The 14,535-nt window shown below is 73.2% G+C and carries 13 protein-coding genes; 5 read left to right on the plus strand and 8 right to left on the minus strand.

Annotation, left to right across the window (positions count from 1 at the left end; genetic code table 11):
* The first annotated feature begins 8 nt into the window (after positions 1-8).
* Entirely contained in the window at positions 9-1,046 is a 1,038-nt protein-coding gene (locus IW256_RS24860; RefSeq protein ID WP_197013270.1) for a cation diffusion facilitator family transporter, read from the plus strand.
* A 24-nt stretch (positions 1,047-1,070) separates the two neighbouring features.
* On the opposite strand, the gene IW256_RS24865 is transcribed toward IW256_RS24860, so the two are convergent.
* Together IW256_RS24865 and IW256_RS24870 are read right to left on the minus strand one after the other, a co-directional pair.
* Entirely contained in the window at positions 1,071-1,946 is an 876-nt protein-coding gene (locus tag IW256_RS24865) for an amidohydrolase family protein (protein ID WP_307829040.1), read from the minus strand.
* A gap of 101 nt (positions 1,947-2,047) precedes the next feature.
* Complete coding sequence (locus IW256_RS24870; protein WP_197013271.1) at positions 2,048-3,106, minus strand: alpha/beta hydrolase; 1,059 nt, start codon at positions 3,104-3,106, stop codon at positions 2,048-2,050.
* Between the two features lie 116 nt (positions 3,107-3,222).
* Here IW256_RS24870 and IW256_RS24875 point away from each other — a divergent pair, with 116 nt between their 5' ends.
* A complete protein-coding gene (locus tag IW256_RS24875) occupies positions 3,223-4,185 on the plus strand; it encodes a diacylglycerol/lipid kinase family protein (RefSeq protein WP_197013272.1) in 963 nt (320 codons plus the stop codon).
* 314 nt (positions 4,186-4,499) lie between these two features.
* Here IW256_RS24875 and IW256_RS24880 read toward each other — a convergent pair whose 3' ends face one another.
* Positions 4,500-5,774, minus strand: a complete 1,275-nt coding sequence (locus IW256_RS24880; RefSeq protein WP_197013273.1) for a YncE family protein — start codon at positions 5,772-5,774, stop codon at positions 4,500-4,502.
* Between the two features lie 195 nt (positions 5,775-5,969).
* Here IW256_RS24880 and IW256_RS24885 point away from each other — a divergent pair, with 195 nt between their 5' ends.
* Both IW256_RS24885 and IW256_RS24890 read left to right on the plus strand, forming a co-directional pair.
* A complete protein-coding gene (locus tag IW256_RS24885; protein WP_197013274.1) occupies positions 5,970-6,614 on the plus strand; it encodes a TetR/AcrR family transcriptional regulator in 645 nt (214 codons plus the stop codon).
* A gap of 48 nt (positions 6,615-6,662) precedes the next feature.
* Entirely contained in the window at positions 6,663-7,367 is a 705-nt protein-coding gene (locus tag IW256_RS24890; protein WP_197013275.1) for a maleylpyruvate isomerase family mycothiol-dependent enzyme, read from the plus strand.
* Positions 7,368-7,427: 60 nt separating this feature from the next.
* Here the strand turns inward: IW256_RS24890 and IW256_RS24895 are convergent, their stop codons facing one another.
* Together IW256_RS24895 and IW256_RS24900 are read right to left on the minus strand one after the other, a co-directional pair.
* Positions 7,428-7,991, minus strand: a complete 564-nt coding sequence (locus IW256_RS24895) for a PadR family transcriptional regulator (protein WP_197013276.1) — start codon at positions 7,989-7,991, stop codon at positions 7,428-7,430.
* 57 nt (positions 7,992-8,048) lie between these two features.
* Entirely contained in the window at positions 8,049-8,936 is an 888-nt protein-coding gene (locus IW256_RS24900) for an oxidoreductase (protein WP_197013277.1), read from the minus strand.
* Positions 8,937-9,033: 97 nt separating this feature from the next.
* On the opposite strand from IW256_RS24900, the gene IW256_RS24905 reads away from it, so the two are divergent.
* Entirely contained in the window at positions 9,034-9,702 is a 669-nt protein-coding gene (locus IW256_RS24905; RefSeq protein WP_197013278.1) for a helix-turn-helix transcriptional regulator, read from the plus strand.
* Between the two features lie 41 nt (positions 9,703-9,743).
* Here IW256_RS24905 and IW256_RS24910 read toward each other — a convergent pair whose 3' ends face one another.
* Genes IW256_RS24910 through IW256_RS24920 form a run of 3 tightly spaced genes read right to left on the minus strand, consistent with a single transcriptional unit; the run spans position 9,744 to position 14,478 of the window.
* Entirely contained in the window at positions 9,744-10,136 is a 393-nt protein-coding gene (locus tag IW256_RS24910) for a hypothetical protein (RefSeq protein ID WP_197013279.1), read from the minus strand.
* Entirely contained in the window at positions 10,136-12,562 is a 2,427-nt protein-coding gene (locus tag IW256_RS42820) for a DUF4132 domain-containing protein (protein WP_197013280.1), read from the minus strand. Before IW256_RS42820 ends, IW256_RS24910 begins: the two co-directional genes overlap by 1 nt.
* Positions 12,559-14,478, minus strand: coding sequence for a DUF4132 domain-containing protein (locus IW256_RS24920; RefSeq protein WP_197013281.1), 1,920 nt, complete (start codon positions 14,476-14,478; stop codon positions 12,559-12,561). Before IW256_RS24920 ends, IW256_RS42820 begins: the two co-directional genes overlap by 4 nt.
* Between the last annotated feature and the right edge of the window lie 57 nt (positions 14,479-14,535).

Genomic DNA, 14,535 nt, shown 5'->3' on the forward strand with positions numbered 1-14,535 from the left:
GCGGAGCGGTGAGTCGCCCCCGGAGCCGTGGCCGCACCCCCACATCCGTCCATGGACAAGGCCACGGGCACGGCCACGGGCACGGGCACGGGCACGGCCACGGGATCTCGCCCCAGGCCGACCGGCGCCATCTGGCCGGGGCGCTGGCGCTGATCCTCGCGTTCATGGCCGGCGAGGTGATCATCGGGCTGGCGGCGCGGTCCCTGGCGCTGCTCTCCGACGCCGCGCACATGATGACCGACGCGTTCGCGCTCGCCCTCGCGCTGATCGCGATGCGGATCGCGGCGCGCCCGGCCCGGGGCGGCTACACCTACGGGCTGCGCCGGACCGAGATCCTGTCGGCGCAGCTGAACGGCCTGACGCTGATCCTGCTCGCCGCGTTCTTCGTCTACGAGGGCGCCGGGCGGCTGATCGATCCGCCCGAGGTGGCGGGCCGGCTGGTGCTGTGGACCTCGCTGGCCGGGATCGTGGTCAACGTCGTGGCGACCTGGCTGGTGAGCAGGGCCGACCGGCGCAGCCTGAACGTCGAGGGGGCGTTCCAGCACCTTCTCAACGACCTGTACGCGTTCATCTCCACCGCGGTCGCCGGCCTGGTGATCTGGACGACCGGGTTCGCGCGGGCGGACGCGATCGCCTCGCTGGTGGTGGCGGCGCTCATGGTCAAGGCCGGGTACGTCCTGCTGCGCGACGCCGGGCGGGTCCTCATGGAGGCCGCACCGGCCGGTCTCGACCCGGCCGAGCTGGGCACGCGGCTGGCGGAGCGTCCCTGCGTGGAGGAGGTGCACGACCTGCACGTCTGGGAGGTCGGCTCCGGCTACCCGGCGCTGTCGGCCCACGTCCTGGTGGAGGAGGCGGGCGACTGCCACGCGGTCCGCCGCGACCTGCAGGAACTGCTGCGGTCGTCGTACGGCATCACGCACACGACCCTCGAGGTCGACCACGTGGAGGAGGGGTTCCACTGCGAGGACCCGCACGGCCCCCGGCATGTCGGGAACGGCCGGGCCGGGCCGCACGAGCACATCGGCAGCGGCTCCTGCGGCCACTGAGACGCCGGTCCCGGGGCCGGTGGCTCAGCTCAGCGGGGGCGTGAGGCCGAGCAGTTCGACGGGGGCGTGCCAGCAGACGGCGCGGAGCCATTCCTCGCCCAGGTCCAGCCGGGCCAGGGACTCGAGCTGGTGGGCGTACTCGTAGGGGATGTTGGGGAAGTCGGTGCCGAGCAGGATCCGGCCCGCGAGCCCGAGGTCGCGCAGGCGGGGCAGCAGTCCGGGCGGGAACTCGCCGAGGCCCCCGGCGAAGTCGGTGAACGCCATCGTGGTGTCGAGGTGCACCCGCTCGTACCGGTCGGCCAGCGCGAAGAACCCCGCGAACTCCGGGGCGCCCATGTGGGCGACGATCGCGGTGAGCCGCGGGTGCCGGGCCAGTACCTCGCCGAACGGGCCGGGCCCGGTGAACCCGTTGGCGACCGGTCCCGACCCGGCGTGGACGAGGGCCGGCACCCCGGCCTCGGCGAGCAGCCCCCACACCGGGTCCAGCTCGGGGACGCGCGGATCGAAGCCGCCGACCTGCAGATGCACCTTGAACAGCCGGGTGCCGTGGTCGATGGCGCGGCGGACGTAGCCGGCCGCCTCCGGCTCGGGGAAGAACGTCGCGGTGGGCACGCACTCGGGGACCCGCGCGGCGAACCCGGCCGTCCACTCGTTGAGCGACTCGGCCATGCCGGCCTTGTGCGGGTAGGCCAGCGAGGTGAACGCGCGGACGCCGAGGCCGCGCAGGTAGCCGATCCGGTCCTCCTCCGGGTCCTTGTAGCGGATCGGCCAGTCATGCCCGACCAGCGGCCCCGCGGAGTCGAAGTACTCCCACACCCGCGACATGAGGCGGGGCGGCATGAAGTGGACGTGGACGTCGACGAGGCCGGGCAGCCCGAGCGCCCGCCAGAACGCCGGCACCTCGTCATCGGACCGCGGACCGGAAATAGAACGTGTTTCAGTCACGCCCGGAGCCTATCCGCCGGGACGGCCGGCTCAGGGACGGCCCCGTTCCCGCCGGTTCAGGTGATCTCGGCCAGGAGGAGGGGCAGCACGGCGTGCAGCTCGCGGTCCCAGTAGGGCCAGGTGTGGGTGCCCTGGTAGAAGTGCGACGACACCGGGATGCCCAGCCTCTTCAGCTTTCCGGTGAACTGGAGCGCCACGCGGTGCGCGAGCGCCTCCACCGCATCGGGCCCGCGTCCCGGGCCCGGACCGCGGCCCGCGCCGGCTCCGGCATGCCGGTCGTACGGGCCGGGCGTCCCGTCGCCGGAGCTGACGTGCAGCCGCGTCCCGGCCAGCCGGTCGGCCAGGTCGTAGGGGTTGTGGTGGCGCCACACCATGCGCTGCTCGTCGGGGCGGCCCCACAGGTCGGTCCAGGTGGCGGCGGGGGCCCCGACCGCGACGCCGAGCTCGATCAGGTCGGGCCCGTCCAGGCGCCCCGGGTCGTGGTGCAGGGTGTTGAGGGCCCCGCTGAACGAGGCCGCCGCGCGGAACAGGCCACGGTGCCGGGCCGCGTAGGCCAGCGCCCCCGTCCCGCCCATTCCGGCGCCCGCGATGGCGCGTTCGGTTCCGGCGCCATATCCGCGTTCCAGGATCTGGCGCAGTTCGGCCAGATGAAAGGTCTCCCATCTGGGGGGTCCGCCGCGGCCGCGATTCCACCAGTCCGAGTAGTTGCCGCAGGCCCCGCCGTCCGGCATGACGACGAGGACGCCGTGCTGCCCGGCGATCCGTTCGACGGCGGTGTTGGCCGTCCAGGCCGTGTGGTCGGCGCCGCCGCCGTGCAGCAGGTACAGCACGGGCCAGGTGCGGCCCGCGTCCCGTGACCAGCCGGGCGGGAGCAGCAGGCGGACGTCGGCGGTCCCGGCCAGGACCGGTGAGCGGACGGTCAGGTCGAGCAGCCGCGGGCCGGGCGAGCGCTCGGCCACCACGGCCGCCCCGTCGTCGGCGCCGGGCGCCGCGGCGGGGGCGGGGCCGCCCGGCGCGATGGACGCGCAGGCTCCCGCCATTCCCGCGATGAATCCCGCCCCGAACAGACCACGCAGCCACATGTTCCACGCCTCGGACATCCCGGTCGCCACCATCGGGAATATCCCCAGGTTCGAGGTCCGTTCAACGCGCGGTAACGGAAAATAAAACACCTGGCGCCGGACCGGTCCGGGACGCTGGATAGGGTGCCGTGGAGGGAGGCGGGCGGTCGATGCGGAGCAAACAGGAGCTGCAGTCCACGATCCGGGGGACGGGACGCGCGGTCCTGGTGGTCAACGTCCGCTCCCGGCGGGGCCGCCGCCTGTACGACACCGCCCGTGACCTGCTGCGCGAGGCCGGACTCGACTTCGCCCGCGTCTTCCCCGTCACCGACCCCGGGCGGCTGGGCGAGCTGTTCGAGGAGGTCCTGGCGCTGGAGCCCGACCTCGTCGTGGTCGGCGGCGGCGACGGCACCATCGCCGAGGCGGTCGGCCATCTGGCCCACCGCGACATCGCGCTCGGGGTGCTCCCGCTGGGCACCACCAACAACTTCGCGCGCAGCCTGGAGCTTCCGGTCGACCTTCCCGGGGCGGTCGGCGTCCTGCGGGACGGCAAGGTCGCCGACGTCGACGTCGGCTGGTTCGAGGGGACGCCCGACGGCGACGCCGGGCAGGCCGGGAAGCACATCTTCGCCAACATGGTCAGCATCGGGCTGTCGGTGCACGTGGCCGAGAGCGTCCCGCACGACCTGAAGCGGGTCATCGGCCGCGCCGCGTACGCGCTGACCGCCGCCCGGCTGCTGCCCCGGCACAAGGCGTTCGAGGCCACCATCCGGATCGGCGACGACACCTACGAGATGGCCACCCACCAGCTGAACGTGGCCAACGGCGCGCACCACAACGGCCAGCGGATCGCCCGCGACGCCAGCCCCGACGACCGCCTGCTGGCCGTCTACCGGCTGGGCGACCGGCGGCGGCTGCGGCTGGCCTCGGCGACCGCCCGGCACGTGCTCACGGGCCAGTGGCGCACCCTGGACGAGGACGCCTTCCTCACCACCGACGAGGTCCGCATCGAGACCGATCCACCGCTGCGGGTGGACGTGGACGGCGAGATCAGGGGCCGTACCCCGATGACCATCCGCCTGCTCGGCAACGCCCTGCGAGTGATCGTCCCGCAGTCGTTCGTGGATACCTGAGAGGTGTCCGGAACGGAGCGCTAGCGGAGTGGAGGACACCTCTCAGGTAGCACTTGCCGGGGGTGCGGGGGTCGCCCCCCGCTCAAGAACACCGAGAGGTGTCCGGAACGGAGCGCTAGCGGAGTGGAGGGCACCTCTCAGGTAGCACTTGCCGGGGGTGCGGGGGTCGCCCCCCGCTCGAGAACACCGCGAGGCCAACGAAGCTCACGTGACTTGCGGCGAGTTGCTGCCTTGGGGGGCGTCCGAGGCGACAACTCGCCGCAAGTCGACGGACGGGTGGGGGCGTCCGTCCTGGTTCTCCGGCCCGGGTACGGTCAGCCGTTGCCGGGGCCGGTCCAGCCGGCGGGCAGGTGCGCGACGCGGACCCGCTGGGGGTGGTCGCCGACCGGGATCGAGGTGATCTTCTGGCCGGTGGCGAAGTCGATGGCGGTGACCTGGTCGGCGCCGCTCTCGGAGATCACGCACGCCTTGCCGTCGCCGCTGACGGTGGCCCAGTAGGGCTTGGAGGCCGTCACCAGCGGACCCTGCTGGAGGCTCGCGCGGTCGACGACGGTGGCGTAGTCGTCCATGGTCCCGGCGATGCACAGCTTGGTGCCGGAGGGGTTCATGGACATGCCGTGGTGGCGGGAGTCGTTGACGAACGTGGTGCGGTCGTCGCTGGTGCCGGGGTTCTTCGGCAGCACCTTCTCGCGGGTGATCTTGTCGGTGGCGACGTCGTACTCGAAGAACCCGTTGAAGAACGACACCTGGAAGTAGAGCTTGGACTCGTCGGGGGTGAAGGCCACCGGGCGTACCGAGTCGGAGAAGTCCTTGCGGCCGAAGGCGTCCAGCCGCTGGCGCATGTCGATGACCTTGACCTGCTTGAACGTCGCGGCGTCGGCGATGGTGATCTTGCGGTCGCCCTTGAGGAAGTCCTGCCAGGGGGCGTCGAAGTCGTTGTTGACCTCGCCGATCGACATGTTCCAGATGTACTTGCCGTTCTGGGTGAAGACGTTCTCGTGGGGCTTGTCGCCGGTCTTGAACGAGCCGACCTGCCGTCCGGTGTTGATGTCGAGGACGTGGACGGTGTTGCCGGTGGAGGCCGAGACCGCCACGCGGCTGCCGTCGGGCGAGACGGCCATGTGGTCGGAGCGGTAGCCCGAGACCGGGAACCGCCACTTGAGCCGGCCGGTGGCGGTGTCGATGGAGGCGACGTCGGCGAAGCTGGGACGGGAGACCACGATGGCCGAGCCGTCGGGGTTGGTGTACATGTCGTCGACGTACTGGTCGTGGCCCTCGCCGACGGTCTCCCGGATGCCCAGGAAGAAGGCCAGCCGGATGGGGTCGAGGTAGATCTCGCGGAGCCGCTCGTCCTTGTCGGGGATGAGGTTGATCCGGCCGATCTTGGCGAAGTCGCCGGTGGACTTGATGACGTCGGCGGTGCCCTCCCAGTTGTTGCCGACGAGCATCACCTCCCGCAGCGCGTTCGCGGCGGGCGCCGCGGGGGCCGCGGACGCCGGGACGGCGACGGCGGTGCCGGCGGCCAGGACGGCCGCCGCGGCGATGCCGAGCAGGCGTCCGCGGCGACGGGCAAGGGTCGAGACGTGCATGGCGCTTCTCCAGTGGGGGTGGGGGGGACGGGAGGCGGAGCACACGGCCGGACCGGCCCCCGGAACGCGGTGCCGGGGGCGCGGCACAATCTGAACATTGGGATTTTCAGATTGTGGTTACTGAATAGTAGGTAGGACGGGCGTTCACCACAAGACCCGATGGGGGAAAATCCCCTGCATCACCAAGGGGGTGCATTGGCGGGCAGGATCACACCGGCGGCGGGCCGGTACGCGGGCAAGGCGGCGGCCGAGCGGCAGGCCGACCGCCGCTGGCGTTTCTTCGAGGCCGGGCTGGACCTGTTCGGCGCCGGGCCCGGTTACCGCGCCACGAGGCTCACCGACGTGTGCAAGGCCGCCGGCCTGTCCACCCGCCAGTTCTACGAGGAGTTCCGCAACCTGGAGGACCTGCTCGCCGAGCTGCACCTGTACGTCAACGACACCACCCAGCGCGCCGTCCTGGCGGCCCTGCCCGAGACCGAGGGCCTGAGCCTCATCGACCGGCACAGCAGGCTGTTCCGCGCCTACGCCGCCGGCGCGACCGCCGATCCCCGCCACGCCCGCATCGCCTACGTCGAGGTCATCGGCGTCAGCCCCCGCCTGGACCGCCAGCGGCTGGAGCGCCGCGCCCGCTGGATCGACTTCCTGTGCGGCCAGGCCGCCGAGGCGGTGGAACGCGGCGAGATCCCCCCTGGCGACTACCACGTCGCCGCCGCCGCGTTCATCGGGGCCGTCAACGGCCTCATGCACGACTGGTCGGTGGGCTGGGTCGACGCCACCCTCGACGTGGTCATCGAGGAGCTGCTGCAGATCCTGCTGAACAGATTCAACATGGCGCCCTGAGCGGCGGGCCCGGTTCGTCCAGGACTCGAAAGGGAAAGGCATAGCGGCATGAACGCCGAGACGCTTGAGGGGCTGGACCCCTTCGACATCCTCGACGCCGAGGCCGCGCGGCTGGACGCCTACTTCGGCGCGCTGACCGGGCCCGACTGGGAGCACGCCTCGCGCTGCGACGGCTGGTCGGTCCGGGACGTGCTGGCCCATCTCGCCGGCGAGGAGCTGTACAACCACGCCTGCCTGGACGACGACCTCGACGGCCTGTTCGCCCGGATGGAGCGGGAGGGCATCGAGGACCTGGGCGCGTTCAACGACTGGACGGTGCGGCGCCGGCGGGACCTGCCGGTCGGGGAGGTGCTGGAGGAGTGGCGCCGCGAGAACGGCGAGACGCGGCGCCGGATGCGCGCGCTCGGGGCGGACGCCACCCTCCCCACGATGGCGGGGCCCTACCCGGTGGGCCTGCAGACCTTCCACTACTGCTCGGAGTTCGCCACCCACGCCGACGACGTGAACGTCCCGGTGGAACCGGGCGAGGAACCGGGCCGGACGGCCTGGCGGGCCCGGGTGGGGATCTTCGTCCTGGACGAGCAGGACTCCCCCGTCCGGGTGGAGGGCATCCCCGGGGGCTTCCGGGTGGAGCTGGACGACCTGGCCGGCGAGCTGTCGTCCGCCGACTTCGTGGACGCGACGACCGGCCGCCTCTCCCCCGGCCACGCGCTGGATTCCGAGCTCCGCGACGCCCTGGTCTGCCTGGCCTGAGCCCGGTGGCGGCGCGGGACCGGGCTCAGGCGCGGCGCGGGCTCGGGCGCGGGGCGGGGTTCAGGCGCGCTCCCCCGCCATGACGTACGCTCCGCCGCGCAGCCGCTCGATCAGCCCGCGCGTCCACTCGGTGGCGCCGTCGGCCTGGTGGACCCACCAGCCGAGCAGCTCCCGCAGGTGCTCCAGCGGCTCGCCGGCCTCGTCCGCCAGGTGCGGCGCCACCGAGGCCCGCCACTCCGCCAGCCCTTCCAGCCGTGCCTCCAGGAGCGCGATCGCCTCCTCGCGCGGAAGCTCGGTCAGGAAGCCGAGTGCGGCCGACAGCGACTCGGGGTGCCGGACGTCGACGGTGGCCAGGGCGTCCCGCAGCAGCCGCAGGAACTCCTCCTCGCCCCGCCCGGTGATCTCGTAGTCGGTACGGGGCGGGCCGGCGTCGTTCTCGGCGACCTCGTGGGAGCGCAGCAGGCCCTCCTTGGCGAGCTGCTTGAGCGCGTGGTAGATCGAGCCGGGGTTGACATTGGCCCACTCGTCCGACCCCCACGACAGCAGCTCCCGGCGGATCTCGTAGCCGTGCGCCCGGCCGAACCGCCGCACACCGCCGAGGACCAGCAATCGCGTCGCCGACATCGTCTCCCCTGTCCGCCCGTCACGTCCGGGGCCAGGGTACGCCGTCCGGCGCGGGGGTCAGGGCGTGTCCGGACCGGCGGCGATCTCGTCGATGGCGGCCAGGTCCTCGTCGGTCAGGCGGACGCCGGTCGCGGCGACGTTCTCCTCCAGGTGGTCCAGGGAGCCGGTGCCGGGGATGGCCAGCGTCGCCGGGGAGAGCGCGAGCAGCCCCGCCAGGAGGATCTGGGGCACGGTGGCTCCGTGCCGCCCGGCGATCTCCTTCAGGCGCGGGTCGTCGGGGATCCCGAAGCCGCCCAGCGGGAAGAACGGCACGTACGCGATGCCCTCGCGGGCGCACAGGGCGAGCATCGCGGTGTCCTGCGGGCGGGTGACGTCGAACCAGTTCTGCACGGCGGCGACGGGCGCGATCGCGCGGGCCTCGTCGAGCTGGGCGGCGGAGACGTGGCTGACCCCGAGGTGCCGGATGATCCCCTCCTCCCGCAGGCCCGCCAGCACCGCGAACCGCTCGGCGATCGACTCCTCGCCGGGCGGCTCCAGCCCGCCGTGCCGCAGGTAGACCAGGTCGAGCGTGTCACGGCCCAGCTCGCGCAGGTTGCGTTCCACCTCGGCGCGCAGCTCGCCGGTCTCCAGCTGCCCGGTGGGGGCCAGGTCGCCGGGGCCCTTATGCGGGCCGACCTTCGTCGCGATCACCAGGCCGTCCGGGTAGGGGGACAGCGCCTCCCTGATCATGTCGTTGGCGGACAGGTCTCCGTGGTAGTAGAAGGCCGCGGTGTCGATATGGTCCACGCCCAGCTCCACCGCGCGGCGCAGCACCGCCAGGCCGGTCTCCCGGTCGTTGGCGGGGCCGCCCAGGGTGCTCACGGGCAGCCGCATCGCGCCGAAGCCCATCCGCGCGACCCGCAGGTCCCCGCCCAGCGTCCAGTACTTCTCGTCCGTTCCGTTCATGCCTTCAGCCTGCTGGCCGCCCGGCCGACCCGGCCCGCGCTGGCAGGAAGCTGCCAGCGTTGACCTGCCCGGCCGCCGCCCAGCACACTGGACCGTGATGAGCCCCGACCAGGAACGGAACGTGACCCTGCGCGGCGAGGTGGAGCTGGCCGCGCGCGCCGGGCACCTGTTCGGGCACGCCCGGGAGGAGTTCGTCTGCGCCGCCACCGATCCCGGCACGTGGGTCATGCCGGACGTACGGGAGCGCATCATCACCCAGCGCTGGAAAGCGCCGCCGGAACTGAAGGTCTGCAAGCTCTACAATCCCCAGGCGCTGGCCGACGAGGAGTCCGAGCGGCATTTGCTGGCCATGGCCGGGCGCGGGGTCGAGGTCCGGATCTGCCCCACCGGGCTGCCCCAGGAGACGATCATCATCGACCGCAGGGTGGCGGTCCTGGCCGGGCCGCCGGTCCAGGGCACGCGCACGTACACGGTGGTGCGCTCGCCGGACGTGGTCAAGAGCGTGCGGTCGCTGTACTGGGCGACCTGGGAGTCCTCCCTCGACCTGGCCGAGTACCGGCGGGGCCGGCCGCCCGCGCTCGGCGACCAGAGCCGGGAGATCCTGCGGTTGCTGGCGGAGGGGTTCAAGGACGAGACGGCCGCCCGCCGCCTCGGCCTGTCGCTGCGAACGTACCGGCGCCGGGTGGCGGAGATCCTCACCCTGCTGGACGCCGACTCGCGTTTCCAGGCGGGCCTGCGCGCCCACGAGCTGGGCCTGATCGGCTGAAGGCGGCCCCCGGGGTGGCGGAGGGCCGCGGGCCGCGCGGCTCAGCCTCCGGCGAGGGGAATGAGCTTGATGAAGACCAGCTCCGGATCTCCGGCGAGATCGACCTCCTCGTCCAGGTCCTCCACCTGGCGGTCGCCGGCGAGCATGAGGAAGCCGTTGCCGAGGAAGGCCCGTTCGGCGACGTCGGCCTGCCGTTCCCAGTCGAGCCGCCGGGGCTCGCGCAGCAGGTACCCGTTCAGCTCGGTCTCGGCGTCCTCGGGCCGGACCAGGCCGTGGAAGCGGCGGACCGGGCGGGCGTTGTGCCGGGCCACCTCCTCCCTGACCCGCAGCCGGATCAGCTCCCGGACGGTCATGCGGCCGGGCAGTCCGGCGACCTGGAAGGAGGCCAGGGAGCGGCCGGTCGCGGTCTCGTCGCGGAAGGTCACCGCGGGCATCAGGCACCTCGCTCGATCTGTCGCAGGATGGTCTCGTCGGTGATGGCGGTGTCGGCGGCCAGCAGGAACGCCTTGCTGAGGATCAGCGCCAGCCGCTCGTCCTCGAACGGCAGGAACACCGTCCCGGGGCCCTTCCCGCGGGCGGAGACGATGCAGAGGTAGGAGTCGTCCGGTTCCATCAGGATGTTGGCGCTGCCCAGGTGGATCCTGTACGTCCGCAGGTCGCCCCGCACCACCAGGTAGCGCCCCTCCAGCGAGCACCGTTCGGCGATCCTCGTCCGGGGCAGGATCCGGGCCAGCGCGTCCCGCCGCACCTCCGCGCTCGCCGTCAGCTCACCGAAGGTCGTGTCCCTCCAGTACGCGAGATGGAGGTCCTCCCCGCGGTCCTGCCAGTCGGGGTCCGCGGCGATCGAGGTCACCCCGACGAACAGGTCCACGTCCCGCATCGCCTCGCTGAACACCACCGCGGGCGCCTCGGCCAGCGGCGCGTCCCGCCATCCGCCGTCCTCGCGGCGCGCCAGCCGCACCTGGTCGGTGGTGGCGAGTTCGCGCTCGTCCAGCGCCGGGACGTACTCGTGGTGGAAGGCGGCCCGCCACGTCCCCGACGCGAACGTCCGGTACGCGGTGTCCTCGCCGCCGCCGTCCCAGGGGCCGAGCATCCGGCTCTTCCAGCCCCGCGCCCGGAACAGCGCGAACAGACGCCGGTAGTGCAGGATGTGGGCGGCGAAGCGGTTGGAGTAGACGCCGGTCTCCCGCTCAGCGGGGGTCAGCAGGTAGATCTCCCGGAACGCCTGCTTGAACGGCTGCCTGATGTGCCGCCCGGTCATCACGTCGCGCCAGGCCCGGACCTCGGCGGGAGTGGCGCGGATCGGGTGCCACAGCCGGATGGGGGCGTCCTCGCCGGGGACCGGCAGCGCCTCGCCCGCCGCGTCCAGCAGCGCGAACGGGGCGTCCGGTGCCGTGGGGAGCCCGGCGCGCCACTCTCCGGGGGCGGTCTCGACCTCCCAGATCAGGCGCCGGGCCATCGTCCCGGCGAGCGGGTGGGCGCCCAGCCGCGCGCGCCACTCGCCGTACGGCATCGCGTGCTCGCCGGGGAACCCGCTCTCCAGGGCGCGGGCGAGCGTGGTGAGGTGGGCGCCGGCGCGTTTCACCAGCGCGCGCAGGTCCTTCACTTCGGCGGCGTGGTCGCGCCGCACGGCCGCGGGCACCGAGCGCAGCGGCCGGCTGCCCGGCCCGCGCCAGCTCAGCTCCACCTTCTCCCCGGCGGTGACGACGGCCTCGTGCTCGCCCAGCGGGGTGAGCAGGACGCCGTCCGCGCCGAAGCCGAGGCCGGGCAGGCGGAGGGCGACGTCGGCCCGGTCGGCGAGCGCCGCCTCGATCTTCTTGAGCATCTTGTCGAGCTGCTTGGGGACGGCCGCGTGCCGGGCGATCGTCCGCACCGTCCGCAGCGAGGTGGCCAGCTCGGGGGTGGGGAAGTCCTGGCCGGCGCGGGCCAGCTCGTACAGCAGCGCCTGCGAGGGCAGCGTCCTGGCCGCGGTCGGCGCGACCGCGACGCCGCGCAGCAGCCGGTCGAGGAGTTCGGGCAGCCACGGCTCGTCGGCCATCAGGGCGACGCGGGCGGCGCGGCCGAGCGTGGCCACCTCACCGGCGGTGAACGCCTTGTCGGCCTCGTACGGGATCCGCCCGTCCTGGATCGCCTCGACCCGGTCCCGGGCCTGTTCGAGAACCGAGCGGCCGAAGGCGGCGTACCCGTGGTCGGCCAGCCGCCGCCAGCCGTCCGGCAGCGGGGCCCAGCGGTGCGCCCACCTCGTCTGGACGGTCTCCGCCAGCAGGGCGTGGCCGGTCACGTCCCAGCCCTTCAGCAGGTCCAGCTCGGCTCGGGCGAGCGGTCCCTGCCCGGCGGCGAGCCGGGCGACCTTCCGGTAGCGGCGCGGACCGGCCAGGGCGGCGACGGTGAGGAGCGCGAACGGGATCCCCTGGCGGGCCTCGTCACTGCCGAGCCAGTGCCGGACCAGCGTCTCGGCGGGACGCGCCAGCCCGTCCGGCCACGGCCCGGTGCAGCGCAGCAGCGCGCCCGCCCCCAGTTCGAGGAAGCCGAACGACCTGGGGTCGCGTTCGAGGACGTCGAACATGCGCGCGCACGCCGGAGGACTGAAACGCACCTGCCTCTCCGCGATCACCTGCTCGAAAAGGCTCCTCAACGGGTAGTCGCCCGTGAGGTAGACCGCAGGGAGCAGCGCGCCCAGTTCCTCGTCGCCGAGGTGGCCGAGCCGCCGGAAGTCCGCCTCCAGGCCGGGAAGGGACGGGTCGCCGATCCCCGCCAGGAGCCGCTCGGCCAGCGGTGACAGCCGCTCGCCGGACTCTCCGCCGGACCGGTCACCGGACCGTTCGCCGGACGGCGCGGACCGGGGAGGCGCGCCGGTCACCGGCTCCCCTTGATCTGCCGGAGGATGGTCTCGTCGGTGATGGCGCTGTCGGCGGCCAGCAGGAACGCCTTGCTGAGGATCAGCGCCAGCCGCTCGTCCTCGAACGGCAGGAACACCTTGCCGGGCCCCTTCTTGCGGGAGGCGACCACGCACAGGTAGGAGTCGTCCGGCTCCATCAGGATGTTGGCGCTGCCCAGATGGATCCGGTACGTCCGCAGGTCGCCCCGTACCACCAGGTAGCGCCCCTCCAGCGAGCACCGGCCGGCGATCCTCGTCCGGGGCAGGATCCGCGCCAGCGCGTCCCGCCGCACCTCCGCGCTCGCCGTCAGCTCACCGAAGGTCGTCTCCCGCCAGTACGCCAGGTGACGGTGCTCGCCGCGATCGGCCCATTCGGGGTCCGCCGCGATCGACGTCACCGCCACGAACAGGTCCACGTCCCGCATCGCCTCGCTGAACACCACCGCGGGCACCTCGGCCAGCGGGACCTCGGCCCAGCGGCGCCCGTTCCTGCGCTCGAACCGCACCTGGTCGGTGGCGGCGTGCTCGGGCGTGTAGGTGAAGTCCTCCTCGGCCGGCTCGTGGAAGAAGCAGGCCCGCCACTCCCCCTCGGCGAACAGGCCCCTGGCCCGCCCGTCGAAGCCGTCCGAATGCCTCCCCAGGTGGTTGGACTGCCAGCCGCGCTCCTTGAACAGGGCGTACAGCTGCCCGTACCGCACGATGTGGGCGGCGAAGCGGTTGGAGTAGACCCCGGTCTCCTCCTCGGCCGGGGTCAGCAGGTAGATCTCCCGGAACGCCTGCTTGAACGGCTGCACCATCTCGTTCTCGGTGACGAAGGCGCGCCAGGCGCCGACCTGCGGCGCCGTCGCGCGGATCGGATGCCACAGCCGCACCCGCGCCCCGGCGTCCGGGCGGGTCAGCGCGTTGCCGTCGACCGTCACCAGGGCCTCCTCGGCCGGGGTCGCCGCGCGCCACACCCCGTCGCGCCCCTCGAACTCCCAGATGAGCCCCCGGGTGACGACGCCGGTGATGGGGTGGTCGCGGTAGTGGCGGCACCATTCGGCGTACGGCCAGTCGCGGCCGGCCGTCAGCAGCCCCTCCACCCGCGCGCGCTCGTCCGCCAGCGTGCCCCGCACCTCCTTGGCGAGCGCCTTCAGCTCCTTGACCTCGTCCGCGTGCCCGTCCTTGAGCGCGGCCGGGACGGTCCGGAGCGGGCGATGGCCGTCGTCGCCGGTGAAGGTGAGCCGTACGGTCCGCGGGTCCTCGATCGCCAGCACCGCCTGGTACCGGCCCACCTGCCGCGTCAGCGAGCCGTCCGGCGCGAGGCCGTGCGCCGGGACGCCGCGCTCCACCAGCTGGCCGGGGGTGATGCCGCGGCGTTCGGCCGCGGCCCGCAGCGCGCTCTCGATCTGCTTGCGCGCACCCGGATAGTTCAGTTCCTTCTCCAGGCCGCGCAGCGCCTCCAGCGTCTCCGGCCGGTCGATCGCGCCGAGCGCGCCGATCGCCGCGTTGGCCACCGCCGGGTCCCAGCACAGCCGGGTGACCCAGCCCGCGTGCCGGACGACGGCGAGCAGGTCCTCCAGCACCGACGGCCCGCCCGCCAGGGCCACGGCCCAGACGTAGCCGCGCGCAAGGGGGTCGGTGGGGTGGAGGCCCGGCTTCTCCTGAGCCTGGTGGACGTACTCGCGGACGGTCTCCCGCACGTGTTCCCGCACTCCCGGGAGCTGGAGCAGTTCCAGCGTGCGGTCGCGCCATCGCGGGCCGGGACGCGGCGACTTCAGCTTGGCCATGTGGGCGTCGAGGGACTCGCCTAGGGCCTCGTTCACGGCCTGCTCGACCGCCCGGGCCAGGACCTCGCCGGGCGGTGCGGTGTCGGGCCCCCGGAGGCCGCCGTCCGGGGGCGCGGTGTCGTTCGGCATGCGAAAGATCTTGACATGGGGCAGGGACAAAACCGGCGCTCTCCTCCGTGCCGCCCG

This window comes from Actinomadura viridis (assembly GCF_015751755.1).
Classification (GTDB): domain Bacteria; phylum Actinomycetota; class Actinomycetes; order Streptosporangiales; family Streptosporangiaceae; genus Spirillospora; species Spirillospora viridis.

Coding starts and splice junctions, on each gene's coding strand:
- IW256_RS24910 (WP_197013279.1), bottom strand. CDS start 10,136: ATGCCCGCGGTGACCTTCCGCGACGAGACCGCGACCGGCCGCTCCCTG.
- IW256_RS24890 (WP_197013275.1), top strand. CDS start 6,663: ATGAACGCCGAGACGCTTGAGGGGCTGGACCCCTTCGACATCCTCGAC.
- IW256_RS24905 (WP_197013278.1), top strand. CDS start 9,034: ATGAGCCCCGACCAGGAACGGAACGTGACCCTGCGCGGCGAGGTGGAG.
- IW256_RS24870 (WP_197013271.1), bottom strand. CDS start 3,106: ATGGTGGCGACCGGGATGTCCGAGGCGTGGAACATGTGGCTGCGTGGT.
- IW256_RS24900 (WP_197013277.1), bottom strand. CDS start 8,936: ATGAACGGAACGGACGAGAAGTACTGGACGCTGGGCGGGGACCTGCGG.
- IW256_RS24920 (WP_197013281.1), bottom strand. CDS start 14,478: ATGCCGAACGACACCGCGCCCCCGGACGGCGGCCTCCGGGGGCCCGAC.
- IW256_RS24875 (WP_197013272.1), top strand. CDS start 3,223: ATGCGGAGCAAACAGGAGCTGCAGTCCACGATCCGGGGGACGGGACGC.
- IW256_RS24880 (WP_197013273.1), bottom strand. CDS start 5,774: ATGCACGTCTCGACCCTTGCCCGTCGCCGCGGACGCCTGCTCGGCATC.
- IW256_RS24895 (WP_197013276.1), bottom strand. CDS start 7,991: ATGTCGGCGACGCGATTGCTGGTCCTCGGCGGTGTGCGGCGGTTCGGC.